This is a genomic window from Litchfieldia sinesaloumensis (assembly GCF_900156865.1).
Classification (GTDB): domain Bacteria; phylum Bacillota; class Bacilli; order Bacillales; family Bacillaceae_L; genus Ferdinandcohnia; species Ferdinandcohnia sinesaloumensis.
The window spans coordinates 2,417,877-2,442,946 of sequence record NZ_LT732529.1 but is presented as its reverse complement, the minus strand read 5'-3'; the positions used below and the strand labels follow the sequence as shown (position 1 = coordinate 2,442,946).

Genomic DNA, 25,070 nt, shown 5'->3' with positions numbered 1-25,070 from the left:
ATCTGCTCTCGGGTCTAAGCCAATCGCTTCGGAAGGTTGGGTCGTCTTATGCGTGACTTGCACAGGACAAGGAAGGCTTCGACAGCATAATCATTGCACGAAGAAAATGCAAAGCATTTCGAGGAAGTGCGATATCGACGTTCGTCACAGGACGTGGCGGTAGTTAGTCGATGTTCTCCAGGGCGGGCGCCTTGCGCTTTTCTAAAGAGGTGATATCAATGGTACCATCACAACCCATTAGTTTAATGAAGAAAGTGTATCGTGAGGTATTTCCGATTGTACATCGTGAACTAGCTGTTTGGAAAAAGAAAGCAGAGTCGATTCCAAATGAGGAATTACGTAAGCAAGCTTTGGCGAGTATTCATTCGAAAACGTTTCATTGCGAGGGTGGGGCGATTTTAGCCTTATTATCAGGGGGACATATAAAAGATTGCATTCGTTTTATTGTGGCGTATCAAACGATAAGTGATTATCTAGATAATCTTTGTGATCGTAGTACGTCGCTAGACCCAAATGATTTTCGCTCGCTTCATGATTCGATGCCTGATGCTTTGAAACCAGGCCAAACCACAAAGAATTATTACCAATTTCGCGATGAACAGGACGATGGCGGCTATTTAGAAAGCCTAGTTACAACCTGTCAGGATGTTCTTCAAAACATTAAACATTATGAAAAGATAGCAGATTATCTTCACGAGTTATCAAGTTACTATTGTGATTTGCAAATCCATAAACATGTAAAAGTAGAAGAACGTGTATCGAGATTAGAGAAATGGTTTAAAAACCATCAAGCCAATCTCCCAAATATGGAATGGTATGAGTTCTCAGCCTGCTCAGGGTCTACGTTGGGTATTTTTTGTTTAGTTGCTTATGCGTTTCATGAAGAATTCGAGGAAGAAATTGCTATTAAAGTCCGAAATGGCTATTTTCCATATATCCAGGGATTACATATTCTGCTTGATTACTTTATTGATCAGGAAGAGGATCGTAAAGGTGGAGACCTGAATTTTTGTTTTTACTATCCTCATGAAAACGAACTTGTAAATCGCATTCAGCATTTTATTCATGAGGCTGACAAACATACTGCTGGCTTACCTAACGAGAAATTTCACAGACTGATTAACCGTGGACTATTAGGTGTTTATTTATCAGATGAAAAAGTGAGAACGCAGCGAGATGTCATGAAAATTGCGAAAAAAATAATAAAACTCGGTGGAAAAACCTCATTCTTCTTTTATGTGAATGGGCGAGCCTACCGTCGATTTCAACATATGATTGGGTAAAAAAGATAGAGCGTTATAACTAACGCTCTATCTTTTTTCAATTGCTATAATAAACGGTGGATTATTAACTTGATTCATGAAACGGTACATTAATACGTGAGCACGGTTTTGATCCAGTATTGTACAAAACTCCAGTAGCTGGTCGCGTTCGACAGCACCCTCTTCATGTCCGTGGTATACAACGAGTACGATAATGCCCTCAGGTTTCATAATCTCGAGTAACTGCTCTATTGCCTTAATTGTTGAATCAGGTTTTGTTACAATTTCCTTATTTCCACCTGGTAAATATCCTAAATTAAAAACGGCACCAGAAATTTTGCCATGCGCCTTATTCGGGATAGTAGCTAAAAGTTGATCATGGCTTTTTTGAAACAAACTAACGCGATCAAAGAGTTGTTTGTCTTTTATACGACTGGTTGTACTTTCAAGTGCCTCTTGTTGAATGTCAAACCCATAGACATGTCCAGTTTCTCCAACTAAAGAAGCAAGCATGACAGTGTCATGCCCATTTCCAATAGTTGCATCGACGGCATAATCACCTTCTCCGACAGCTAGATGAAGTAAGTTTCGTGCAAATGGAAGAATGCGATTTAATTTCATATGTTTTCCGCAACCTTTTGATAATATTTTCCTTGATAACTGTTTCGTCGTATTAATTCAGCATCAATTGTATTAAGAACTTCCCATTTGTTAACACTCCACATAGGACCAACCATTAAATCAATCGGACCGTCCCCAGTTATCCGATGGATAATCATTTCCGGTGGTAGAATTTCGAGTTGGTCACATACTAGTTGAATGTATTCATCAAATGAAAGAAATTCTAATAGACCTTTTTCATATTGTTTAACCATAGGTGTTCCTTTTAATAAATGAAGCAAGTGAATTTTTATCCCTTGTACATCCAGTTTCGAAACCTCTCGAGCTGTTTCCATCATCATATCTGGCGTTTCCTGTGGCAGCCCGTTAATGATATGAGAGCAAATGCGAATATTATGTTTTCGAAGCTTGTTGACACCATCAACATAGCACTGAAAGTCATGCGCTCGGTTAATGAGTTGGGCTGTTTTTTCATGCACAGTTTGCAAGCCAAGCTCCACCCAAAGATAAGTTCGTTCATTTAACTCTGCTAAATATTCGACAACATCATCTGGCAGACAATCAGGTCTCGTTGCAATGGAAATACCGACAACCCCTTCTTGATTTAGAACAGGTTCAAACCTTTCTCGCAATACCTCAACTGGTGCATGAGTATTTGTGAAGGCCTGGAAGTAAGCCATGTACTTGCCGTCTTTCCATTTTTCGTGCATGCGGTCTTTTATTGTATGAAATTGTGTAAGTATATCATCTGCTCGATTTCCGGCAAAGTCTCCTGATCCAGATACACTACAAAATGTACAACCACCATGTGCAACTGTACCGTCTCGATTAGGACAATCAAAACCTCCATCAAGTGCTACTTTAAAAACTTTATGTCCAAACGTATTTCGTAAGTGATAATTCCATGTATGGTATCGCTTATTATCTGTTGAATAAGGAAAAGTGTCTACCTGAGGCATCTATCGCCCCTCCTAACTAAGAAGAAATTCATATTAATAAACTGCCTTGGTGTATTTGCTATCAATTTTTTCAAGGACATTGTTGATAAGATAAATTGTAGCACCGGGCTTTTAGGAACTCAAACGGAAATTTTGGTAGATCAAAGACTAAGGACGCCACTTCTGCGAGGCAACGTCTTTGTGACCCACCTCGTGTGGGCCTTTAAATTGGAAACAACTTTTTGAAAAAAGAATGGGAGGATGAACACACTATAAAGGAGAAGGGTTTTGCTTCTCATTTCGAATGTAGGAGGGGGAAGAATGGCTACTCGTCAATCGGTAGAGGCCTTTTTACAACGCTGTGAAGACTCAATTAGAAATGCTCAAGAGCAAATTACTACAGCAAGAAGACAGGAGCATTATAATACAACCGAATACACAGATGCTCAAATGCAACTGGAGGAAGTAACTAACGAATTAGCAAAGTTGGCTCAGAGCTGTAACGACCAACAACGTGAACAATTGCATCGTATGCGACTTCAATTACAGCAACTCCAAAATGATATGACGTTAGACGTGAATGTCATTCAAGAGTATAAGATGTAGGGGATGAGAAAAAATGAAAAAACGCTCAAAGCAAAATAATCCTGAACAAAAAACAAAAAATGGTGTTAACAGCAATGATGTGGAATTTGGCCAGGACGTTGATCCTGTAAAAAAATCAAAGCAAAACTACCTTAAAAAAGGGCAACCAGTCAAATCAAAACAACGCCCTGAATAATCCGTCGAATCGACAAGCGCACTCCGCTTGTCGGTTTTTTTGAGTCTAATTGTTGCGGCTAGCATACTGCTAGTACTCAAAAAGCCTAAGCCTGTGGCGGTGATCTGCTCTAGCGTTACACGCTCGCTCTCAAAACGCCCAAGCATGTAACGAGAGCTAGGTCTAGTGATATATACAAGTTGATCTAGCTCTCGTGTATGAGCTCGACTCCATTCACATATATGTCTTATTTTACGGAATACTTTTTTAAATTGAATATAGGGGTTGAAAGGAATAAAATAATTTTGGTATGCGAATGAAAAAGTAGTAAGAAGGAGGTGCCCGTATGCCGAGAGCACTTTGGATGATTATTATTGGGATGGTCATTAATGTGACTGGATCCTCGTTTTTATGGCCATTAAATGCTATTTACATTCATGGTCATTTAGGAAAATCGCTATCTGTAGCTGGTTTGGTCCTGATGGTTAATGCGGGTGCTACCGTAATTGGAAATTTAGTGGGTGGCGTATTATTTGATAAAATTGGTGGTTACAAATCCATTTTGACAGGCATATTAATTTCCTTAGTGGCACTTACAGGCCTAACGTTTTACCATGGTTGGCCACATTATGTGATCTTCCTAACTGTTATTGGACTTGGCTCAGGAATGGTGTTTCCAGCGATGTTTGCGATGGCAGGAGCTGTTTGGCCGGAAGGTGGAAGAAGGTCATTTAATGCTGTATATATTGCACAAAACCTTGGTGTTGCAGTAGGGTCAGGGCTTGGAGGATTTGTTGCATCGTATTCATTTGATTATATTTTCATGGCGAATACAATCATGTATGCACTATTTTTCGTAGTAGCAGTGTTTGGTTATCGCGGAATTCATGCAGAAAAGGGGCCACAATCGAGCCTAGTCGAACAGTCGAAAATGGTGAAAAACCATTCAAAACTAAAAGCCTTGCTTATCCTTTGTATAGGTTATGCGTTATGTTGGGTTGCATATGTTCAGTGGCAAGCAACCATTTCAAGTTATACCCAGGATATTGGAATCACATTAAGGCAGTATAGCTTACTGTGGACGATAAATGGTGGATTAATTGTTCTGGGGCAACCGTTGCTCAGCCTGGCGATTAAATTCATTGCAAAATCATTAAAAAAACAAATCATAATTGGAATTCTCATTTTCATTTGTTCCTTTTTAATTGTTTCAACAGCAAGCTCGTTTAGTGGGTTTTTAGTAGCAATGATTATTTTAACAGTTGGTGAAATGTTTGTTTGGCCAGCTGTACCAACAATTGCAAATGACCTCGCACCTAAAGGTCGGGAAGGCTTCTACCAAGGAATTGTAAATAGCACAGCGACTGGTGGACGGATGATTGGCCCTGTCCTTGGCGGGATGCTTGTAGATCTATGGGGGATGAGCATGTTATTTACGATATTGGCGCTATTATTAATCGTATCTATTGTTACAACCCTGTTATATGATAAAAAGGTTAAAGAAAAAAGCAATGTAGTTCTAAGTGCATAACACCTGAAGGCTTGATACTGAAGTTTGTATCAAGTCTTTTTTTATCCTCTTTAATGAGTACTTATTTGGATGTTATGATGAAAGATATATAGGGGATTATTAGAGGGTGGGGTTCCTATGCTTAATCACGAAGATTTAGAGTTTAAAAACAAAATACTTCAAACAATTATTGATACCGCTTACGAATGGATTGTTGTAGTTGATTATCAAGGGAAAATAATGTATATGAATAAAAATTATTGTGATTTTCTTGAAGTCAATCGAGAGGCTGTGATTGGTACACATGTGACAGAGGTAATCGAAAATACAAGGATGCATATTGTTGTTCAGACCGGTGAAAAGGAAATCGGAAGTCCACATTATATTAAAGGAAACTATATGATAGCTAATCGAATTCCAATTTACTCAGACCATAGAATCGTAGGAGCTGTTGGAGCAGTTATTTTTAAAGATACAAAGGCATTAAATAAGATGAATAGTCATATCAAAAGCTTAATGTCGGAGCTACAAACGTATATTGATGATTGGCAGGAAAATAATGGAGCTAAATACACGCTTAATGACATAAAAACAAGTTCAAAACAGGTACTAGAATTAAAGGAGAAAGTTAAAAATATTGCATCAGGCGACATTTCTGTATTGATTCGTGGTGAAAGTGGAACAGGTAAGGAGTTGTTCGCCCATAGTATTCACCAATTAAGTCCAAGGAGTCAAAATCCTTTTATAAAAGTTAATTGTGGAGCAATTCCCGAGCACTTGTTAGAATCGGAGTTATTTGGTTATGAAGAAGGGGCATTTACAGGAGCGAAAAAGGGTGGGAAAAAAGGGAAATTTGTACTTGCACACGGTGGAACTATTTTTTTAGACGAAGTGGGCGATATGCCACTTCATATGCAGATTAAGCTTTTGCGAGTACTTCAAGAGAAAGAAGTTGAGCCAGTTGGAGCACTAACACCTATCCCTGTAGATGTTCGAGTAATTGCAGCAACAAACCGACCTCTAGAGCAGATGATTGAAGAAGGAAGATTTCGTGAAGATTTATTTTATAGAATTAATGTGATTCCATTTACGATTCCACCCCTTCGTGAAAGGCCGGATGATATTGGTCCACTAACAAAGTTTTTTATAGAAAAAGTTTCTAAACGAACGGGGAAAAGAATATTATCGATTGATGCTGAAGTAATGAATATTTTCAACCAACATCGGTGGCCTGGAAACCTGCGTGAGCTTGAAAATGTAATCGAAGCTGCTATCCATCTTTCAAGCGGAGAAAAGATAGAGATTGGATCGTTGCCGGAGTATCTAGTTGATGATCCAAAATTACTAATCGGCCAAAAACCCTTAAAAGAAATTCTAGAGGACACTGAAAAAAGGGTTCTCGAGAAGACGTTACAAAAGTATAAGAACGATAAGCAATTAGCTGCGAAGGCACTTGGTATAAGTAAATCTACTATGTATGAAAAACTTAAAAAGTTAAATATAGAATCATAGATTCCGGAAATTCGGAATTAAATTCCGGATACCTGGAATCCTTTTTTTGTCCCAGTTACCCTGCATTTTACATAAATATTAAACTACTATTCCGGAAATCTGGAATGATAGGATAGTTAAAAACTGTAAATGTGGCGATTTTATGACCTTCTTCATTTTGGCACGGTACTTGCATTAAGTAATACTGAGTACATAAAAGGGAGGTCTAAGATTTTTTTCTTACTATTGAGGAAATAATCACAACTTAATTTGAGTAAGGGGGATGAAAGATGCTTAGTATGATTGGGTTGATAGGCGGCTTAGTGCTTCTAATTGTATTTACGATGAGAGGCATGAACTTATTAATTGCCGGACCGTTATGTGCCCTGTTCGTGGCTGTTTTTAGCGGTCTACCATTGTTTCCGCAGTTAGCTGGTGAGGGAGAAGCAAACTTTGTTGGCAACTATATGAGTGGTTTTTCAAGTTTTGTTACGTCTTGGTATTTGATGTTCCTTTTAGGAGCCATTTTTGGAAAAGTGATGGAAGATAGTGGTGCTGCTGACAGCGTTTCTAAATGGATAGTTGATAAATTAGGAATGAAATATGCAATCTTTGCAATTGTCCTTGCCTGTGCCGTGTTAACATATGGCGGTGTAAGTCTTTTCGTTGTTGCATTTTCGGTTTATCCAATGGCCATAAGTCTATTTAAAGAAGCAAATTTACCACGAAGATTTATCCCAGCTACATTAGCATTCGGTTCGGTAACGTTCACGATGACATCTGCAGGGTCTCCAGAAATTCAAAACTGGATTCCGATTGATTATTTAAAGACCTCACCATATGCTGGCTGGGAGGTAAGTTTAATAGTCGCAGTGTTCATGATGATTTTCGGCTATTGGTGGTTAAAACGGATGATTACAAAGGCTGTTGCTAACGGAGAAACCTTCGTTTCAAGAGATAATGACCCTGTGGCAGAAAATAAACAACTACCACATCCAATTACAGGGCTAATCCCATTAGTTGTTGTACTTATCCTATCTTTTATCTTTCATAAAGAGCTCGCGCAATCGGCTCTGATTATCGCTTTATTGGGCGGGGTTCTTGCAACGTATATTTTGAATCGTAAATATTTTAAGTCAATAGGAAAAGCACTATCAGAAGGAACGCTTGGAGCGTTAATTGCAATTGGGAATACCGCTGCGGTTGTAGGTTTTGGGGGAGTTGCAAAAGCAGTTCCGGCATTTCAGGTAGCAGTTGATGCCATGACAAGTATTCCTGGGAGTCCTTTAATTGGTGGTGCCATTGCAGTTAGCGTTATTGCAGGTATGACAGGATCAGCTTCTGGGGGGCAGGTAATTGCACTTCCATTGATAGCTCCTCATTATGTTGAAGCGGGGGTTAATACTGAAGCGCTTCATAGGGTTGTCGCCATTTCATCAGGTGCGTTAGATTCTCTTCCGCATAATGGATATGTTGTAACAACAGTTCGTTCAATTTGTGGAGAATCACACAAGGATGCATATGGAGCAGTGGGAGCGGTTACTGTAATTGTTCCATTAATAGGTTTAGCGATAGCGATTGTATTATTCTCTTTAGGTCTAGGGATTTAGGAGGACATCATGGTTAGAAATCAGGTTGTTTTAATTACTGGTGCGGCACGTGGAATTGGATTTGAAATTGGGAAAGCATTTGCGGAAAATGGCGCACGGGTTGTGTTGACAGATCTGGACGAATCGGCAGTGAAAAGTTCTGCACTAAAGCTTCAGCAGTTGGGGTTTGAGGCACTAGGATTGAAATGTAATGTAACTAGTGAAGCAGAAATCATTGAAGTCATCAATGAAACATTTACAAGGTATGGAAGGATCGATTCCTTGATCAATAATGCAGGGTTACAGCATGTTTCACCAATAGAAGAATTTCCAAAGGAAAAATTCGAACTACTATTATCCGTTATGTTAACTGCACCATTCGTTGCAACTAGGCATGTTTTTCCGATTATGAAACAGCAGAAATTTGGAAGAATTATTAACATGGCTTCGATTAATGGATTAATTGGATTTGCAGGTAAGGCTGCCTATAATAGTGCAAAGCATGGTGTTATAGGATTAACGAAGGTTGCGGCATTAGAAGGGGCAGAGTTTGGAATTACAGTTAATGCTGTATGTCCTGGGTATGTTGATACACCACTCGTAAGAAACCAGATGGTTGATTTAGCTAAGACACGAAGTGTAGAGGTAGAGAAAGTTTTAGAGGAGGTTATATACCCCCTTGTACCGCAAAAACGTCTATTAGAGGTAGAGGAAATCTCAAATTATGTATTATTTTTAGCAAGTAAACACGCAAAAGGCATAACAGGTCAGGCTTGTGTAATTGATGGGGGCTATACGGCTCAATAGAATCTAAAAAACTACCGGAATCAGATTGAAACCGGTAGTTTTACATTTTGTTCATGAAGTAATAGAAAGATATCCTCGAGGCTATTGCATGATTGTCCCAATAACAAAAAGAAGAGGAGAAAGAGTAGTCCTTTTCTCCTCATACTGATCACCTCGTTTAATAAGGAATCTGCTCTTTATTGTAGGTTTTATTTTTAATGCCCGCCGACTGCACTTCCATCATCTTTACCATCGGCAGTTACCTTTAAGTAAGCAACAGCTCCTTTTGTTGCATGGTTAAATTGGTGAGTTACAATTGAGTATGTCCCTTCCTTGACTACAGTGAATTCAACAACTGCGCCTCCGCTAGCTGGAAGCATTACTGTTTGTAAACCTTCCATGTGATTAGCCGGATTGCCATCAATATAAACATCGTCAAATATCGTACCTACCACGTGGAAAGAACTTACTTCATTAGGTCCAACATTGTTTACATATAATCGTACACGGTCGCCAACTTTAGCAAGTAATGGAGTTTCTTTTAGAGAGAAAGTGTCGCCGTTTGTATTTAAGTCGCCATCTTTAAGAGCCTTCGTTGAGAAAACAACTTGGCTAGGAACTCCATTTGTCATGTCATTTAGATCGTTGTATTTATACCATTCGTTTTGGATAATCAGGTATTCTCTATCAATCTCTTTATCTGTTGGGTACCCATCTTTTGGTTTAACAATGATTGTGCCGTGCATCCCGTTTGCGATATGTGATAGAACAGGTGCAGTACCACAGTGATACATAAATACTCCGGGTTTATTTGCTGGGTATGAGAATGTTCCTGTTTCATCTGGCATTACATCAATAAAATCTTTTGAAGGAGCTGCGTGAACAGCGTGAAAGTCCATGCTGTGTGGAATTGCTGGGTCCATATTCTTCATGGTAAAGTTGATTGTGTCACCTTCATTTACGATTACGACAGGTCCTGGTGCTTCACCGTTAAAAGTCCATGCCTTATACGTGTACCCTTTGTCAATTTCGATGTCAGTAATTTGGGCTGTCATTTCAACGTTTACTTCATTTTCAGATACTCTTTCTACTTTTAAAGGAACTGGTGCTTGGTTAAGGTCTTTGTGAGGAGCAATTACTTCCCCATGACTTGATTCTGAACCGGCTGTTTGAGCCTCTACCTTTTTTTCAGAGACTGCTTCTTGGTTATTACCACATCCTGCTAAAATGATTGTAGTTCCAACTAATGATGCTACCAATAATTTAATTTGCTTGTTCATGAATAATACCCCCTTGGATATTTGTTAATTATTTTCTACACCCTTATCATATTCGGAGGGGCACCCTCAAAACGTGATATTAATCACGCTTTTCGACTTAATCTGTGGACAGTTTGTGAAAAGGTGAGCATTTTAACACCTTTCCAATAGTGATAAGGGTTTAAACGCTATCAAAACGCTGTTTTTAGTAAAAAAATCTTCACAAAGTTGGCCGGAATTTCCTCTATTTTAAGGTGGAAAATTAGATTGACTCTCATAACAAAGAGGAACGAATATTCACTATAAAAAGTGTGGATAAGGTAGTATAGTAGAAGTAATAGTGGGTATAATGGATGGGGAAAAGCCCAATTTTTCCAATTATACTTGCAGTTCTTTCACAAATTCTATACAATACTGAATATAATCAATAAAATGAAGCGTTGAATAGGAGTAGTAATGTTCTATATACGTTATAGAGAGTTGACGGGTGGTGCAAGTCAATCGTTGATGAACATGAACTCGCCTTGGAGCAACAAGTATGAACTGCTAAAGAATAGCAAATTAGTGCTTGTCGTGTGATCCGCGTTAAGGATGAATGAAGTGAGTGCACTTGTTTGTCACTAATGTGGGTGGTACCGCGGGAAGAATACATATCCTCTCGTCCCTTTTGGGATTAGAGGTTTTTTGTTTTTTTATACTTTTTTTAGTATTCGTTAACTGATTAAGGAGGAAGTCTTATGAGTTTTAATCACCAAAAGATCGAGAAAAAATGGCAGCAGTACTGGGAACAGAACAAAACATTTAAGACAACTGAAGACAAAGGGAAGCGTAAATTCTATGCATTAGACATGTTCCCATATCCTTCTGGAGCGGGACTGCACGTGGGGCATCCTGAAGGCTATACAGCTACTGATATTTTATCAAGAATGAAGAGGATGCAAGGATACAACGTTCTTCATCCAATGGGATGGGATGCGTTTGGTTTACCAGCTGAGCAATATGCATTAGACACAGGTAACGACCCAGCTGAATTTACGGAGAAAAATATTAATACCTTCCGTCGTCAAATTAAAGAACTTGGATTCTCATATGATTGGGATCGTGAAATTAACACAACAGATCCTAAATACTATAAATGGACGCAATGGATTTTCACAAAACTATATGAAAAAGGGTTAGCATACGTTGATGAAATTCCTGTTAACTGGTGTCCTGCATTGGGAACTGTGCTTGCTAACGAAGAAGTAATCGATGGGAAAAGTGAACGTGGAGGACACCCTGTAGAAAGACGCCCAATGAGACAATGGGTCTTACGAATAACTGCATATGCAGAGAGATTACTACAAGATTTAGATGAGCTTGATTGGCCAGAGAGCTTAAAAGAAATGCAACGCAACTGGATTGGTCGTTCAGAAGGAGCACATGTAACCTTTACGATTGACGGTCATGATGAAACCTTTACGGTGTTCACAACTCGTCCGGATACCTTATTTGGTGCTACTTATGCAGTACTTTCTCCTGAGCATCCGTTCGTTGATAAAATCACAACTCCTGAACAAAAGGAAGCTGTCAATGCTTACGTAGAAAAAATAAAGAGTAAGAGCGATTTAGAACGTACAGACCTTGCGAAAGACAAAACAGGTGTATTTACTGGTGCATATGCCATCAATCCTGTAAACCAAGAAAAAATGCCAATCTGGATAGCAGATTATGTGTTAATGAGTTATGGTACAGGAGCGATTATGGCAGTTCCAGCCCATGATGAGCGTGACTACGAGTTTGCTAAAGTATTTGAATTGCCAATTAAAGAAGTTGTTGCTGGCGGTGATGTTTCTAAAGAAGCATATACTGGTGACGGTGAACATGTAAATTCGCAATTTTTAAATGGTCTAAACAAAGAAGAAGCAATTAGTAAGATGATTGCATGGTTAGAGGAAAATAAGATTGGTAAGAAGGAAATTACCTATAAGCTACGCGATTGGTTATTTAGCCGTCAACGATATTGGGGTGAACCAATTCCAATTATTCAATGGGAAGATGGAACAATGACAACTGTTCCGGTAGAAGAGCTTCCGCTAATGCTTCCTAAAACGAAGGAAATCAAGCCATCTGGAACTGGTGAATCACCATTAGCGAATATTGAGGAATGGGTTAATGTTGTGGACGAGAAAACTGGTAAAAAAGGCCGCCGTGAAACAAATACAATGCCACAATGGGCAGGTAGCTGCTGGTATTATCTACGTTACATTGATCCGCATAATGAAGAAGCTCTAGCTGATCCAGACAAATTAAAAGAGTGGTTACCAGTTGATATTTATATTGGTGGAGCAGAGCATGCTGTTCTTCACTTGTTGTACGCGAGATTCTGGCATAAAGTATTATATGATATAGGTGTTGTTACAACGAAAGAACCATTCCAAAAGCTTTTCAACCAAGGTATGATCTTGGGCGAAGGTAATGAAAAAATGAGTAAATCAAAAGGTAATGTTGTAAATCCGGATGATATTATAGAGTCACATGGTGCAGATACCCTACGCTTATATGAAATGTTTATGGGACCATTAGACGCTTCAATTGCATGGTCAACAAATGGACTTGATGGATCTCGTCGTTTCCTAGATCGTATTTGGCGACTACTTATTAATGATAATGGTAATCTAACATCAAAAGTACAAAGTGATTCTAATGACACATCGCTAGAACGCGTGTATCACCAAACCGTGAAAAAGGTAACGGAGGATTACGAAGCATTACACTTTAATACGGCGATTTCACAATTAATGGTATTCATCAATGAAGCTTATAAAGCGTCTGTATTACCGAAGCCGTTTATTGAGGGCTTTGTAAAACTACTATCCCCAGTTGCTCCACACTTGTCAGAAGAGTTGTGGGAGAAACTTGGTAACGCTGGTTCGATTGCGTATGAATCATGGCCAGCATTTGATGAGGCAAAATTAGTTGAATCAGAAATCGAAATTGTCATCCAGGTAAACGGAAAGGTAAAAGCTAAGCTTCATGTTCCGGCGGATGCAACTAAAGAGGTACTTGAGCAAATTGCAATGGGTGCAGACCCAATTAAAGAACAAATCGAAGGTAAAACAGTACGTAAGGTTATTGCAGTACCAGGAAAGCTTGTTAATATTGTAGCGAATTAATAAGAAAAGCCCTCAATGATTGAGGGCTTTTCTTCAATGAAAAAGGACACCATACAGGCATCCTTAATCATTATTCAACCATTTCAGATTGAAGATAATGATAAATTAATTTTGTTGTATTTTCGATTGAATCCTGATGTGTTCTTTCAAATGCATGTGAAGAATCAATTCCAGGCCCGATTAATCCGTGGATAATATCATGTCCAGAGCGAATGGCTGCAGATGCATCGGAACCATAGTATGGGTAAATATCTAGCTTATAGCCAATTTCATGTTTTTCGGCAAGTTGCACAAGCTTTTTCCGAAAAGCGTAATGGTAGGGTCCACTTGCATCCTTCACACAAATCGAAACAGTATATTCATCAGTTGATTGACCATCACCCATTGCCCCCATATCCACCGCCAAATATTCTACAGTTTCAGGAGTTATATTTGAGTTCCCACCATATCCGATTTCCTCATTATTCGATATAAGAAAATGTGTTGTATATGGAAGTTCGATGCTTTCTGTTTTGATTTGTTTAATTAATTGAAGAAGGATCCCCACGCTTGCTTTATCATCCAAGTGGCGAGATTTAATATAGCCGTTTCCTGTTACTTCAACTCGTGGATTGAATGAAACAAAATCTCCTACTTCTATTCCAAGCGCACGGACCTCGTCCGCATTTGTTACTTTTTCATCGATTCGAACCTCCATGTTTTCTTGGTTGCGTTCCGCTTTGCCTGCGTCTTTATATACATGTACGGACTGCTGATGCATCAAAATAGTACCACTAAAGAACTTACCAGTTGAGGTTTCGATTCGGCAGTATTCCCCTTCAATGGAGTTGTATTTAAAGCCACCAATTAAATCAAGCTTTAGTCGGCCACTTGGCTTAATTTCCTTGACGATAGCCCCCAAAGTGTCCACGTGAGCTGTAAGCATACGATGTTTTTGAGTATCCTTTCCCGGAATAGTTGCGATAAGACCGCCTTTACGATTACGATATGTATCAACATTTGCCTCTTTAAGTAGGTTCTCTACGAAGGTAATTACTTCATTTGTGTTTCCAGATGGACTTGGAATTGAAACGAGCTCTTTTATAAGTTCAATGGTTTCACCTGTATTTGGATAAGTCAACTTCTTTTCCCCCTATTAAATCAAATGCGCCTTTTTCGAGCATGCTCGAAAAGCTACCTTTGAAAATCTGTGGCATCCGCCGGAGGCTTTAACTTTATTCAGCTTTTCCCCTCATTTTAATTGAGGAACTTTTAAAGTTAAGCTAGTTACATCATACTCTTTTTAATCTGGAATTTCTAGTCTTCCAAATTCATGAAAAAGTGAGGTTTTGGAAAATTGTAATCCGTATTTTTGTTTTGCTATAATGGTCGAGATAGATGTGAAAGGATGGGACTAAATGATTGAAGAAATAACAACAGAAGAACTGAAGCAAAAACTTGAAAAAGGTGAAAAACTAGAGCTTGTCGATGTCCGAGAAGATGAAGAAGTAATAGAGGGGATGATCCCAGGAGCAAAACATATTAAAATGGGCGAAATCCCAGACAATCTTGATTACTTTGATAAAGAGAAAGAATACATTATTATCTGTCGTTCAGGTGGAAGAAGTTTCAATGTCTGCGCATATCTTGAAGACCAAGGTTACAAAGTAAGAAATATGGTTGGCGGGATGTTGAACTGGACAGGAGAAACGAAATAATAAAGGGCATGTTGTCCAAAAAAATAAAATAGGTGTTCAAAGGATAAGTTTAAGCGTGAATTCTAATGGGAATTCACGCTTTTATTTATTTCATGTATTGAGTTTTATATTTAACGATAACTAAATAGCAATAAACGGTAATTAATTATTGAAACTCGATAAAAATATCGTTAAAATGAGATTATACCTATTATTCGTACACTTATAATATTAAAGAATTTAGAGGTGGAGAAAATGACGATTATATTATTGTTAGGAGTATGTTTATTGATTCTCACTGGGATCTATCGTGAAAGACTTGTGCGTCTTGTTGGTCCGAGTAATAGGCTCGTCAAGAAGCTATCAGGCTATCGGTGGTTCCAAAATCCATGGCTCAGTGGGGGATTCTTATTTGTGTTAAATGGGGTTTTATTCGGAGCAACATTACTAATATTATACGGTTTGAGTTTCCTGCTGATTCCCTATATCCATTTATTCATAATGGTAGGTGCTGTTGTTGTTAGCTTAGGTGCTTGGATTATCATACAACATGCGTGGATAGGTGAGAGGAAAGGACAGTTACTAAGAGGGTTTATCGGTAGTAGCTTTTATTTAATTCTTACTCTTGTATTCATCTACATGATTGCTACACTCGAACCTCAATTTCCAGGGGACGATACATTTATGGCCTTTATCGGACTTGTCATGGCCATTGTAGTCACCTCGGGAGCATTCATAACATGCTTTTTGTTTACAGGGCTTATGACCAGAAGAGAGCCTCGTTAGAAGGGGTAGATCTGGTGTGATTAGGAGAAGAGGAAAATTTGTTATTGAGTAGGGGAAACCTTGAAAAAGGATGCTTAATAAAGTGTCGATAAGGCATCACGAATGGAAGAACCTAGAAAATGATACTTCATAAAGCGTAGATAAGGCATTGCAAATGGAAAAAACCGGGAAAACATTACTGAATAAAGGGCTAATGCTGTATGCAACACCAGATGATCACTCTTAGTAGTAATCAGAAAAACTTAGTTTGTAAGCTTATAAATCTAAAACTCTGTCAATACTAGTGATGGAGGTGGAGGTTATGGCTTTGAAGGTAAAGGTCTTTGATGAGGACCATGAAGAGGACCTTGAGCATAAGATGAATCGTTTTTTAGAGCAAGTGGGTGAAGGCGATATTATTGATGTTAAGTTCCAGGTTGGCGTTTCTTGCGACCAAGATGATGAACAAATCTTTTGTTTTTCTGCGATGGTCATATACAGAGCCTAACTCACAGGATGAACGTGAGTTAGGCTCTGTTTTACTCTTGAATGGATATAGCTTGTTTTCCAGCGTTTTCACCTGCTAATCTTCCTGTCACAAGTGCCGATGTGATATTGTAGCCTCCTGTATATCCGTGAATATCAAGGATTTCTCCACAGAAAAAGAGTCCTCTCATTAGCTTTGATTCCATTTCCTTTGGATGAATTTCTTTGATTGAAACACCACCACCGGTTACAAATGCTTTTTCAATTGGCAATGTACCATTGACAGTGAATTGAAATTGTTTACAATCCCTAGCAAATGCACGAATCCGTTCATGAGACATGTTTGCAAATGTTACCTGTGGATCAATTGCATTTTTTTCTAATAAAAATAAAAGATACCGTTCTGGCAAAAATCCTTTTAAAATATTCTTTATGGCTTTTTTGGGCTCCTCTTTTGCTAGCTTTAGAATTTGCTGAAAGATTTGCTCTTCATTCATTGATGGTAGTGCATCAATGCTCATTAGGACACGGTCCACTTTAAATTTTTTCATTGTTTTTACGACAAACTGGCTACAGCGCAAAACAGCTGGACCGGAAATGCCAAAGTGAGTGAACAGCATGTCCATTTGATGAGTTATAACTATTTTACCTTTCGGATTTAGGACACTAACGGCAACGTCTCGTAATGCAAGTCCTTGAAGTGATTTATTTTTAATAAAGTTTTCATCAGAAGTAACAGGTACTTCTGTAGGGAAGAGATCTGTAATGGTATGTCCGGCTGCCTCCGCCCAAGCATAGCCGTCCCCAGTAGAGCCAGTTTGAGGAACAGATTTGCCACCAACAGCAACAACGATACTACCCGCCTTTATATACCTACCATTTTGCAAGCATACACCTGCTACCTGTCCATTCTCATATTCTAGCTTCGAGACTGGCGTATTTGTTTCAACATGCACATCTAGAGATTCAAGGCGTTTTAGGAGAGCATCTACAACAGACTGGGCTTTATTCGTTGTTGGAAACATTCTACCGTGGTCCTCTTCTTTCAACTGAATCCCCAGCTTTTCGAAGAACCCGATTATATCTTCGTTATTGAATACAGAAAATGCACTATATAAAAATCGACCATTACCTGGGATATGTTTGATAATTTCTTCAATCGGGAGTCGATTTGTAACATTGCAACGCCCTCCACCTGAAATGGCAAGCTTTCTCCCGAGTTTGTTTCCTTTATCTAATAGGAGGACCTTTGCACCTTGCTCTCCAGCAGCAATCGCAGCCATTAAGCCAGATGGGCCTCCTCCAATTACAATTACATCATACTGCAAATCAAACACTCCTTATTTGGAATCTAAAAATCGCTTTCGGGTTTCTGGAGTAGGAAGCATACAGCTTTCTTGTTTTCCGAACCATTTATAACGATTATTGGCAATTACTTGATAAAATATATCCCTAATTGGTGCTGGTACAAATCTAAAAATGGCAAGGAATTGATAAGGCCTTTTGAGGTTTCGACAGATTCTTAGTGCAGCACTTGATTTTGTATAATAACAATCTCCTTCAATTAAGACAAAACTATTAATATCTTCAGGTATACCATGCTTTTTTAACAATTCTTTTCCAGCTTCACTTTGAAGGGAAGCAAAGTGATACCGTTGATTATAATCCCTTTTTAAAATAAATTGCACACTGCTATTGCAAAAATTACAAATGCCATCAAATAAAATAATATCATTCATGGCTTCACACTCTCCTATGGTTTCCTTCTTATATCATATCATGGGATTAGAAATTGTTGAATTTCAATACTAACAAGTCTAAACTATACATGTTGAAGTAATAGCTTACAATATTTCATTAAATAGCCTAAATATTATAGGTTCATAATAATAGTAAATATGCTAAACTTGATTAGTTAGTCTTCAAATTTAATGATTGGGGATTTTATATGTCTGATTCGAAATTACTGCGTGGGACGTTTGTTTTGACCCTTGCTACATATATTTCTCGAATACTAGGGATGATTTATGTTTTTCCATTTGTGTATTTAGTAGGAGATCTTGGTTCCGCACTTTATTCATACGGATATGCACAGTATTCAATCTTTTTATTTATATCAACGGCAGGTATTCCAGCTGCTGTATCAAAATTCGTTTCGAAATATAACTCATTAGGTGACTATCATACTGGGATAAGGATGTATAAATCTGGACTAGTCTTGATGGGTATTACAGGCCTTTTAGGATTTACTATACTTAATTTATTTGCACCTACTCTTGCACCAATAGTACTTGGTGGTGGCGGAGAATTAGGTAATACAGTTGAAGATGTTACATATGTAATTCGAATGGTAAGTTTTGCTCTACTTGTTGTGCCAATTATGAGTATTCAGCGGGGCTTTTTCCAAGGACACCAATCCATGGGACCAACAGCGGTTTCCCAGGTTATAGAACAAATTGTCCGTATCGCTTTTGTCCTTGCAGCCACCTTTATTGTGATGAAGGTAATCGATGGTGAGAGGGTATTTGCAGTCGGTTTAGCCACATTTGGAGCATTTGTTGGAGCTCTGGGTGGACTCGCAGTACTTCTTTGGTTTTGGTTTAAACGAAAGCCTTATTTAGATGAAATGCTAGCTAAAAGTAGACCACAGTCTGACATGACAACAAAGAAAATGTTCAGGGAGTTACTATCTTATGCTGGGCCGTTTGTTTTAGTAGGTTTAGCAATTCCACTTTATCAATATGTGGACCAACTTACCTTTAACCGAACAATGAGGGCAACCGGGTTGGACAAGGATGTAGCAGAGGGCCTCTTTGGATATGTAACTTTTATGGTTCCCAAATTAGTCATGATTCCTGTCTCGCTAGCAACTGCATTTAGCTTGACGTTAGTTCCAACGATTACAAATTCATTTACAGCAGGAGATTTCAAACTGCTTAGAAGCCAAATTGATAAGTCATTTCAAATCTGTGTATTATTGGTTTTACCAGCAGTTGTTGGATTATCGGTTTTAGCTTATCCTGCCTTTTATGCTCTATTTGAAATGAGTGAGGCAGGTGGTAGGATATTAAGATGGTATGCACCTGTTGCAATTCTATTTTCATTTTACTCAATCTCAGCTGCCATTTTACAGGGTATTAACAAGCAAAAATTTGCTGTTGTTAGTCTGTTCGGGGGGCTAATCATTAAAATAAGTTTTAATAGCCTATTTATCACATGGTTTGGTGAGATTGGTTCGATACTTGCAACAGCTTTAGGATACACAATCGCAATTGCGTATTGTTTCTGGATGATTTCAAGACATGCAGGTTACAGTTATTCATTATTTGCCAGACGCACATTGTTGATGGCAATTTTTGCTACTTTTATGGCATTAGCTATTATGGCAATTAAATGGGTTTTATCATTTGTGATTGGCTATGAGGATGGTAGAATGCAATCAGTATTTGTTCTTCTTGTAGGTGTTGGGGTTGGTGCTGCTGTGTATCTATATGTAGCGTATCGTTCTCGTCTATTGGAAGTACTCCTGGGTAATCGATTTGCTTCTTTATCAAGAAAAGGGAAAAAGGCTGTTGGGTAAGTAACAGCCTTTTTTTGAACCATTAGTCCAATTTAGTGTGTGAGGTATCAGTGGTTAGAAGGTGCATCCAAGACATTAGCCTTGGAAAGTACCGAATCCTAATCGGCGTTCGATGCGGTCGACACGTCGGTCTAAACGATCAATTTGAACTTCAAGTCTTTGAATTTGTCGCTCTAGACGATCGATTCGACGGTCAACATTCCCGCCACCACCACCGCCACCTGGAAAACCAGGAAATCCTGGGAAGAAGCCCTGAGGTTGTTGACGATAATCATAATAATACATAGTGTATCGCTCCTTATCTTTTTAGATACGATATTAGTGTATGTGCTTAGGGCGTTTGTGCTATGAATAAAACGCCTATTCTAGTAAAGATGGGTATTAGCGGAGTTTAAGGAGGTAGTAGCGTGCGAATCGATAAATTACTTGCCAATCGAGGCTTTGGTAGTCGAAAAGAAGTCAAAGGCTTACTAAAATCAGGAGCAGTTCAAATTAATGGTACACCTGTTAAAGATTCAAGTAAGCATGTAAAGGTAGAAACTGACACAGTTACTGTACATGGTGAGGTAATTGAATATAAGGAATTTATCTATTTAATGTTAAATAAACCTCAAGGGGTCATTTCAGCCACTGAGGATCACCTCCATGACACTGTCCTTGATTTGTTAGAAATGGAAGACGCTGTCTATAGACCTTTTCCAGTAGGTCGTTTGGACAAGGATACAGAAGGTCTATTACTATTAACAAATGATGGGCAGCTTGCACACCAGCTACTTTCTCCCAAAAAGCATGTTCCCAAAACATATATAGCGGTAATTGAGGGAGAGGTAACGGAAGAGGATGTAGAAGCATTTAGAAATGGCGTGACTTTAGATGATGGGTATGAAACAATGCCAGCAGTGTTAACGATTATCAGCAGTGGGTTACGTTCGGAAATTGAAGTTATTATCGAAGAGGGGAAATTCCATCAAGTAAAACGAATGTTTCAAGCCGTTGGAAAGCGGGTTGTATATTTAAAAAGAATTAAAATGGGACCTTTGCCACTAGATGAAGAACTACAGCTAGGGGAGTATCGAGAGTTAACTGAGGATGAGGTTAATCTATTAAAGAAGAATACGTAAATTGAAAAAGGGGTTGTCAATGTGACAGCCCCTTTGATGTATATATGGTTTATTGTATGTATCTGTATGAAAAGGCCTTCTATTGTGAAAAGATTTGCTACCTTCTTATAGCGCCCCTATTGTTTAGTGTTACGATATTTTAACTTTCTTTTTAGTAATTGTCCATTTTCCACGACTAGGGCTGCGAACCAAATCATTATATGCTAACACATTCAAATCGCGCTGAATGGTTCTAGGTGTAATACCGAATTCATCCACAAGCTCCTGTGTTGTTACAGTCCCTTTTTCATTAATAAACATGTAGACTGATTTGATACGAGTTAACATACGGTTTGTTGAAGGTTTCAAAAAACCACTCCTTATCATCTTTGTACATGTTAAACATGCCTCAGTCTTATTTCAACCGTATTGATATCCAAAAATAGCAAATGGTGACAAGTATTCATATTTTAAACAAGCAAACTTTTATAGATGTCCCAGACCACCTCTTTTCCTTACAGGTGCGTTTGCTATATATATATAGTTGTATCTGAATAGTATGACTATTTCTGTATAAATTATCAAAAAACTACATCTACTCTTATTATTATCATAAATTATTTCTACTATTCTGTTTTTTACATTTTTATTACATTTTGGTAAAGGATGTCGATACTTGTAACCTTTTCTAGGAAAAATCGTATGTAAGGGGGGAGGGATGGTATATGAAACAGACTTTATTAGAGGTCTCAATACAGGATTCAGGTTATGGGGAAAATCATAAAATTGTTGAGAATCTTTCTTTTTCCATCAATCGAGGTGAAATCGTTGGTCTTATCGGTCCAAACGGAGCAGGGAAAAGTACGACAATTAAGACAATCCTTGGATTACTAGAAAATACGAATAGCAAAATTGATTTTATCAATAATCATACATATGCGTATATTCCGGAAAGGCCGGTTTTTTATGATGAATTGACCTTATGGGAACATCTTGACCTTGCAGCTGGGGTAATGGAGATTGATGAAGTACAGTTTAATGAAAGGGCAATGAGACTAGTTAGACTCTTTCATATGGAGAATGTGATTCACAAGCTACCGAGTACCTTCTCAAAAGGAATGCAACAAAAGGTCATGCTCATAACTGCGTTTCTAATTAAACCTGATATTTATATTATTGATGAACCATTTGTAGGATTAGACCCGATGGCGATGCAGGACTTTTTAACATTGATTGAGTTGGAGAAGCAGCGTGGGGCGGGGATTCTAATGAGTACACATGTTTTAGATACAGCTGAAAAGGTATGTGACCGTTTCTTGTTAGTAACGAATGGAAAACTTCGTGCAGAAGGTACTCTTGAAGAAATTCGAATAAAGGCGAATCTACCTGGTTCTGCACTTCTACAAAGCTTCAACAAAATTGTGCAAGGTGTTATGACTAATGAGTAACCGTTTATTTACAACTCGTCTTCGTAAGGAAATAGCATATCAATGGGGTGTATTTAAAAGTGTAGTCGACTGGATAATTTTTCTGTATTTATTCATTCCTGCGCTCGCTATTGGAGGTTACCACTACTACCACTGGTGGCTTCAAGTTCCCGGCTGGATGGAAGGATTACCATTCCAACTAGTTATTACCCTTCTCTATCTAGTATGTTGGCAGGGGCATATCCGGACATTTTTAGAAGACGCTGATCAGTTATTCTTACTTCAAAAACGTTCACTTATTATAGGCTTGAAAAAATCAACACGTAATCTTTTTGTAATAGGTTTTAGTGTAGCATTACTCCTTCTTATTGGGATATTAGCTCCAATTTTATTCAACCATTACAACCTATCACTAATTGAGGTTATCATCCTATCTTTCTATTTTATCAGCCTTAAAGCTCTTATTCTCGGTGGAAAACAGTACCTGGAAGATATGACTTCGCCATGGAAGAAAGGCTTTATTTCAGTAATCTTATTTGTTGCACTAGGTTTACTAACTATTTCGCTTGTGACGTGGTCAATTGACAACTTTCCAATCATCTTATTGATATTCAGCCTACTTCAATGGGGAGTTTACCAGGTCTATTCTTCTAGGAAGTTAAAGAAGTTAACGACATTCTCCAAAGATGTTGATATGGAGAAATTGATAAAACTTAAATATGTAAGTAGCATTTTCCTTCTTTCAGAGTATGTTGAGAAAGTCCCAAGCCAAAAGAAAAAGAGCCCTCTTTTTTATCGGAGGTCAAAGAGGATTTATAAGAACCGTAATCGAAGCAGGAGTTTACAGGAGCTATTTTTGAAAGTATTTTTTAGAAACAAGATGTATCTGTTGCAGTGCTTTCAAATAGTAGGAGTTACAACTGGGGCTTTGTTAATCATACCTCCAATGTGGATTAAATTAACGGTCTTTATTTGTTTTATCATAGTTCTTAGGTTATGGGTAAAGCTTGTATATAAAAGAACCATGTCCAATCATTTTATTGTGACGCTAAGAAAAGATGATAGTATTTGGTATCAGACGGAAAACTATAGTGTGAACATCATTTCACTACCTGTAATATCAATAGTGGGACTTTTATTAATTTTGATTATAGTATAAGGAGAATCCATATGAACCAAATTAATTGGCTAGATGAAGTAATTAATCGTAAAGAGCAACTTATCAAAGATACCCAAGATTTTTTGAAAATAAAAAGTGTCCTTGATGAGGAAAATGGTACTCCAAATGCACCATTTGGACCTGGTATCGATGAGGCATTACAGTATTTATTAGCTAGAGGGAGTGAGGATGGGTTTACCTCCAAAAACGTAGACGGCTATGCTGGACATCTAGAAATGGGTTCAGGGGACGAATTAGTTGGTATTTTGTGCCATATAGATGTCGTGCCTGAGGGAGATGGTTGGTCGAGTGATCCATTTGGTGCAGAAATTCATGATGGAAAAATAGTTGCAAGAGGAGCCTTGGATGATAAAGGGCCAACGATGGCAGCATATTACGCGATGAAAATTATCAAGGAAATAGATTTGCCGCTCACTAAACGGGTTCGAATGATAATTGGAACGGATGAAGAAAGTGATTGGCGTTGTGTTGACCACTATTTCAAACAGGAAGAAATGCCAACAATGGGCTTTGCCCCAGACGCAGATTTTCCAATTATATATGCTGAAAAAGGAATAGCTGATTTTGATTTAGTTCAAAAGACGGTGCTACCTTCAACCGGCAAACTTCGGTTAGAGTCATTCACATCAGGGCTTCGCTACAACATGGTTCCTGACTTCGCGGAGGCAAAGCTTGAAGGAGAAGGAGAACTTCAGGAGATGGTTGAAGAATATCAAGAATTCTTACAGCAAAACGCACTAGTTGGACGAGGTATTTGTGATGAGAATACTGTCATATTTCAGCTTGAGGGAGTGTCTGCTCACGGAATGGAGCCAGAACATGGTAAGAATGCTGGTTTATTTTTGGCATCCTTTCTGGAAAGGTATACTTTGGACGAACAAGCAAACCACTACATAAACTTTATAAATGAATATTTCATTGGTGATTCAAGAGGGACAGGCTTAGGTGTTGCCTACAGTGACGATATTACAGGTGACCTAACCATTAATGTTGGGAAGCTTTCATATACAGCTGACCGTGGAGGGCAACTTGGATTGAACCTACGTTACCCTGTAACAAACGATATGGATAGTACAAAACAGAAGCTGGAGGAAATTAGTGATAAAGTTGGTTTTAAACTGGAGAATTACAGTAATTCAGCGCCTCATCACGTTGACAAGAATCATCCGTTAATTCGAACCCTTCAAAAAGTATATGAGGAACAAACAGGTGAAGAGGCGACACTCGTTTCAATCGGAGGAGGTACGTACGCAAGATCTTTAGAAGCAGGTGTTGCTTTTGGACCTCTATTCCCAGGTCGGCCTGATGTAGCACACCAGAAGGATGAATACTTTTATATAGATGATCTAGTAAAAACAACAGCAATTTACGCCCAGGCGATATATGAACTTGCAAAATGAAATGAAAAGCCCGCCTCAATGGTGGGGTTTTCTATATAGCATAATGGAGATAGCTAGTGTCCATTTATTTTGCCTTAGTTTCCCT

At 38.4% G+C, this 25,070-nt stretch carries 24 protein-coding genes and 1 other annotated feature; of the genes, 16 read left to right on the top strand and 8 right to left on the bottom strand.

All coding sequences use genetic code 11. The annotated features are described in order from the left end of the window. Positions 1-218 precede the first annotated feature (218 nt). Positions 219-1,283, top strand: a complete 1,065-nt coding sequence (locus tag CZ490_RS12125; protein ID WP_234987227.1) for a tetraprenyl-beta-curcumene synthase family protein — start codon at positions 219-221, stop codon at positions 1,281-1,283. 27 nt (positions 1,284-1,310) lie between these two features. On the opposite strand, the gene mnmM is transcribed toward CZ490_RS12125, so the two are convergent. Then, positions 1,311-1,883 (bottom strand): tRNA 5-(aminomethyl)-2-thiouridylate-methyltransferase MnmM, encoded by a 573-nt coding sequence (gene mnmM / locus CZ490_RS12120; protein WP_077619146.1) that lies wholly within the window; start codon positions 1,881-1,883, stop codon positions 1,311-1,313. After that, on the bottom strand, positions 1,880-2,842 hold the full coding sequence (gene mnmL, locus CZ490_RS12115; RefSeq protein ID WP_077619145.1) for a tRNA modification radical SAM protein MnmL/YtqA: 963 nt from the start codon (positions 2,840-2,842) through the stop codon (positions 1,880-1,882). The genes mnmM and mnmL overlap by 4 nt, the downstream gene beginning before the upstream one ends. Before the next feature lie 300 nt (positions 2,843-3,142). Here mnmL and CZ490_RS12110 point away from each other — a divergent pair, with 300 nt between their 5' ends. The 6 genes from CZ490_RS12110 (at position 3,143) to CZ490_RS12085 (ending at position 8,978) form a co-directional block, all read left to right on the top strand. Beyond that, a complete protein-coding gene (locus CZ490_RS12110; protein WP_077619144.1) occupies positions 3,143-3,427 on the top strand; it encodes a YtzC family protein in 285 nt (94 codons plus the stop codon). Between the two features lie 13 nt (positions 3,428-3,440). Further along, positions 3,441-3,602: a glycogen biosynthesis protein GlgD gene (locus CZ490_RS12105; protein ID WP_077619143.1), complete on the top strand. Its 162-nt coding sequence runs from the start codon at positions 3,441-3,443 to the stop codon at positions 3,600-3,602. A gap of 325 nt (positions 3,603-3,927) precedes the next feature. Further along, complete coding sequence (locus CZ490_RS12100) at positions 3,928-5,112, top strand: MDR family MFS transporter (RefSeq protein ID WP_077619142.1); 1,185 nt, start codon at positions 3,928-3,930, stop codon at positions 5,110-5,112. Between the two features lie 117 nt (positions 5,113-5,229). Continuing rightward, positions 5,230-6,603 (top strand): sigma-54 interaction domain-containing protein, encoded by a 1,374-nt coding sequence (locus tag CZ490_RS12095; RefSeq protein WP_077619141.1) that lies wholly within the window; start codon positions 5,230-5,232, stop codon positions 6,601-6,603. A gap of 269 nt (positions 6,604-6,872) precedes the next feature. Next, positions 6,873-8,192, top strand: a complete 1,320-nt coding sequence (locus CZ490_RS12090) for a GntP family permease (RefSeq protein ID WP_077619140.1) — start codon at positions 6,873-6,875, stop codon at positions 8,190-8,192. 9 nt (positions 8,193-8,201) lie between these two features. Further along, on the top strand, positions 8,202-8,978 hold the full coding sequence (locus CZ490_RS12085; protein ID WP_077619139.1) for a 3-hydroxybutyrate dehydrogenase: 777 nt from the start codon (positions 8,202-8,204) through the stop codon (positions 8,976-8,978). A gap of 194 nt (positions 8,979-9,172) precedes the next feature. Here the strand turns inward: CZ490_RS12085 and CZ490_RS12080 are convergent, their stop codons facing one another. Further along, positions 9,173-10,237 carry a multicopper oxidase domain-containing protein gene (locus tag CZ490_RS12080; RefSeq protein ID WP_077619138.1) on the bottom strand — a complete coding sequence of 355 codons (1,065 nt, stop codon included), beginning with the start codon at positions 10,235-10,237 and terminating at the stop codon, positions 9,173-9,175. A gap of 410 nt (positions 10,238-10,647) precedes the next feature. Next, positions 10,648-10,885, top strand: a binding site (T-box leader). Between the two features lie 68 nt (positions 10,886-10,953). On the opposite strand from CZ490_RS12080, the gene leuS reads away from it, so the two are divergent. Continuing rightward, positions 10,954-13,371, top strand: a complete 2,418-nt coding sequence (leuS, locus tag CZ490_RS12075) for a leucine--tRNA ligase (RefSeq protein WP_077619137.1) — start codon at positions 10,954-10,956, stop codon at positions 13,369-13,371. Between the two features lie 70 nt (positions 13,372-13,441). Here leuS and CZ490_RS12070 read toward each other — a convergent pair whose 3' ends face one another. Then, positions 13,442-14,491, bottom strand: coding sequence for a M42 family metallopeptidase (locus CZ490_RS12070; RefSeq protein WP_077619136.1), 1,050 nt, complete (start codon positions 14,489-14,491; stop codon positions 13,442-13,444). Between the two features lie 277 nt (positions 14,492-14,768). On the opposite strand from CZ490_RS12070, the gene CZ490_RS12065 reads away from it, so the two are divergent. The 3 genes from CZ490_RS12065 (at position 14,769) to CZ490_RS12055 (ending at position 16,320) form a co-directional block, all read left to right on the top strand. After that, entirely contained in the window at positions 14,769-15,068 is a 300-nt protein-coding gene (locus CZ490_RS12065) for a rhodanese-like domain-containing protein (RefSeq protein ID WP_077619135.1), read from the top strand. 234 nt (positions 15,069-15,302) lie between these two features. Further along, positions 15,303-15,833, top strand: a complete 531-nt coding sequence (locus tag CZ490_RS12060; RefSeq protein WP_077619134.1) for a hypothetical protein — start codon at positions 15,303-15,305, stop codon at positions 15,831-15,833. Between the two features lie 301 nt (positions 15,834-16,134). After that, positions 16,135-16,320 (top strand): sporulation protein Cse60, encoded by a 186-nt coding sequence (locus tag CZ490_RS12055; RefSeq protein WP_077619133.1) that lies wholly within the window; start codon positions 16,135-16,137, stop codon positions 16,318-16,320. Between the two features lie 31 nt (positions 16,321-16,351). Here the strand turns inward: CZ490_RS12055 and CZ490_RS12050 are convergent, their stop codons facing one another. Both CZ490_RS12050 and CZ490_RS12045 read right to left on the bottom strand, forming a co-directional pair. Then, positions 16,352-17,626: a BaiN/RdsA family NAD(P)/FAD-dependent oxidoreductase gene (locus CZ490_RS12050; RefSeq protein ID WP_077619132.1), complete on the bottom strand. Its 1,275-nt coding sequence runs from the start codon at positions 17,624-17,626 to the stop codon at positions 16,352-16,354. 12 nt (positions 17,627-17,638) lie between these two features. Continuing rightward, a complete protein-coding gene (locus CZ490_RS12045; protein ID WP_077619131.1) occupies positions 17,639-18,037 on the bottom strand; it encodes a thiol-disulfide oxidoreductase DCC family protein in 399 nt (132 codons plus the stop codon). 209 nt (positions 18,038-18,246) lie between these two features. Between CZ490_RS12045 and CZ490_RS12040 the strand changes: the two genes are divergently transcribed. Then, positions 18,247-19,878, top strand: coding sequence for a putative polysaccharide biosynthesis protein (locus CZ490_RS12040; RefSeq protein WP_077619130.1), 1,632 nt, complete (start codon positions 18,247-18,249; stop codon positions 19,876-19,878). Between the two features lie 75 nt (positions 19,879-19,953). Here CZ490_RS12040 and CZ490_RS12035 read toward each other — a convergent pair whose 3' ends face one another. Further along, the gene (locus CZ490_RS12035) at positions 19,954-20,163 is read right to left on the bottom strand and encodes a hypothetical protein (protein WP_077619129.1); all 210 of its coding nucleotides are present in this window, start codon (positions 20,161-20,163) and stop codon (positions 19,954-19,956) included. A gap of 122 nt (positions 20,164-20,285) precedes the next feature. On the opposite strand from CZ490_RS12035, the gene CZ490_RS12030 reads away from it, so the two are divergent. Beyond that, complete coding sequence (locus tag CZ490_RS12030) at positions 20,286-20,999, top strand: pseudouridine synthase (RefSeq protein WP_077619128.1); 714 nt, start codon at positions 20,286-20,288, stop codon at positions 20,997-20,999. A gap of 129 nt (positions 21,000-21,128) precedes the next feature. On the opposite strand, the gene CZ490_RS12025 is transcribed toward CZ490_RS12030, so the two are convergent. Then, positions 21,129-21,347, bottom strand: coding sequence for a DeoR family transcriptional regulator (locus CZ490_RS12025; protein WP_077619127.1), 219 nt, complete (start codon positions 21,345-21,347; stop codon positions 21,129-21,131). Between the two features lie 356 nt (positions 21,348-21,703). On the opposite strand from CZ490_RS12025, the gene CZ490_RS12020 reads away from it, so the two are divergent. Genes CZ490_RS12020 through pepV form a run of 3 tightly spaced genes read left to right on the top strand, consistent with a single transcriptional unit; the run spans position 21,704 to position 24,985 of the window. Then, the gene (locus tag CZ490_RS12020; RefSeq protein ID WP_077619126.1) at positions 21,704-22,426 is read left to right on the top strand and encodes an ABC transporter ATP-binding protein; all 723 of its coding nucleotides are present in this window, start codon (positions 21,704-21,706) and stop codon (positions 22,424-22,426) included. Next, positions 22,419-23,564, top strand: a complete 1,146-nt coding sequence (locus CZ490_RS12015; RefSeq protein ID WP_077619125.1) for an ABC transporter permease — start codon at positions 22,419-22,421, stop codon at positions 23,562-23,564. Before CZ490_RS12020 ends, CZ490_RS12015 begins: the two co-directional genes overlap by 8 nt. Before the next feature lie 11 nt (positions 23,565-23,575). Continuing rightward, positions 23,576-24,985, top strand: a complete 1,410-nt coding sequence (pepV, locus tag CZ490_RS12010) for a dipeptidase PepV (protein ID WP_077619124.1) — start codon at positions 23,576-23,578, stop codon at positions 24,983-24,985. Positions 24,986-25,070: the final 85 nt, after the last annotated feature.

What these genes read in the sequence shown, in the direction of transcription:
- CZ490_RS12125 (WP_234987227.1), top strand. Translation starts at nt 219, where the DNA reads ATGGTACCATCACAACCCATTAGTTTAATGAAGAAAGTGTATCGTGAG.
- mnmM (WP_077619146.1), bottom strand. Translation starts at nt 1,883, where the DNA reads ATGAAATTAAATCGCATTCTTCCATTTGCACGAAACTTACTTCATCTA.
- mnmL (WP_077619145.1), bottom strand. Translation starts at nt 2,842, where the DNA reads ATGCCTCAGGTAGACACTTTTCCTTATTCAACAGATAATAAGCGATAC.
- CZ490_RS12110 (WP_077619144.1), top strand. Translation starts at nt 3,143, where the DNA reads ATGGCTACTCGTCAATCGGTAGAGGCCTTTTTACAACGCTGTGAAGAC.
- CZ490_RS12105 (WP_077619143.1), top strand. Translation starts at nt 3,441, where the DNA reads ATGAAAAAACGCTCAAAGCAAAATAATCCTGAACAAAAAACAAAAAAT.
- CZ490_RS12100 (WP_077619142.1), top strand. Translation starts at nt 3,928, where the DNA reads ATGCCGAGAGCACTTTGGATGATTATTATTGGGATGGTCATTAATGTG.
- CZ490_RS12095 (WP_077619141.1), top strand. Translation starts at nt 5,230, where the DNA reads ATGCTTAATCACGAAGATTTAGAGTTTAAAAACAAAATACTTCAAACA.
- CZ490_RS12090 (WP_077619140.1), top strand. Translation starts at nt 6,873, where the DNA reads ATGCTTAGTATGATTGGGTTGATAGGCGGCTTAGTGCTTCTAATTGTA.
- CZ490_RS12085 (WP_077619139.1), top strand. Translation starts at nt 8,202, where the DNA reads ATGGTTAGAAATCAGGTTGTTTTAATTACTGGTGCGGCACGTGGAATT.
- CZ490_RS12080 (WP_077619138.1), bottom strand. Translation starts at nt 10,237, where the DNA reads ATGAACAAGCAAATTAAATTATTGGTAGCATCATTAGTTGGAACTACA.
- leuS (WP_077619137.1), top strand. Translation starts at nt 10,954, where the DNA reads ATGAGTTTTAATCACCAAAAGATCGAGAAAAAATGGCAGCAGTACTGG.
- CZ490_RS12065 (WP_077619135.1), top strand. Translation starts at nt 14,769, where the DNA reads ATGATTGAAGAAATAACAACAGAAGAACTGAAGCAAAAACTTGAAAAA.
- CZ490_RS12060 (WP_077619134.1), top strand. Translation starts at nt 15,303, where the DNA reads ATGACGATTATATTATTGTTAGGAGTATGTTTATTGATTCTCACTGGG.
- CZ490_RS12055 (WP_077619133.1), top strand. Translation starts at nt 16,135, where the DNA reads ATGGCTTTGAAGGTAAAGGTCTTTGATGAGGACCATGAAGAGGACCTT.
- CZ490_RS12045 (WP_077619131.1), bottom strand. Translation starts at nt 18,037, where the DNA reads ATGAATGATATTATTTTATTTGATGGCATTTGTAATTTTTGCAATAGC.
- CZ490_RS12040 (WP_077619130.1), top strand. Translation starts at nt 18,247, where the DNA reads ATGTCTGATTCGAAATTACTGCGTGGGACGTTTGTTTTGACCCTTGCT.
- CZ490_RS12035 (WP_077619129.1), bottom strand. Translation starts at nt 20,163, where the DNA reads ATGTATTATTATGATTATCGTCAACAACCTCAGGGCTTCTTCCCAGGA.
- CZ490_RS12020 (WP_077619126.1), top strand. Translation starts at nt 21,704, where the DNA reads ATGAAACAGACTTTATTAGAGGTCTCAATACAGGATTCAGGTTATGGG.
- CZ490_RS12015 (WP_077619125.1), top strand. Translation starts at nt 22,419, where the DNA reads ATGAGTAACCGTTTATTTACAACTCGTCTTCGTAAGGAAATAGCATAT.
- pepV (WP_077619124.1), top strand. Translation starts at nt 23,576, where the DNA reads ATGAACCAAATTAATTGGCTAGATGAAGTAATTAATCGTAAAGAGCAA.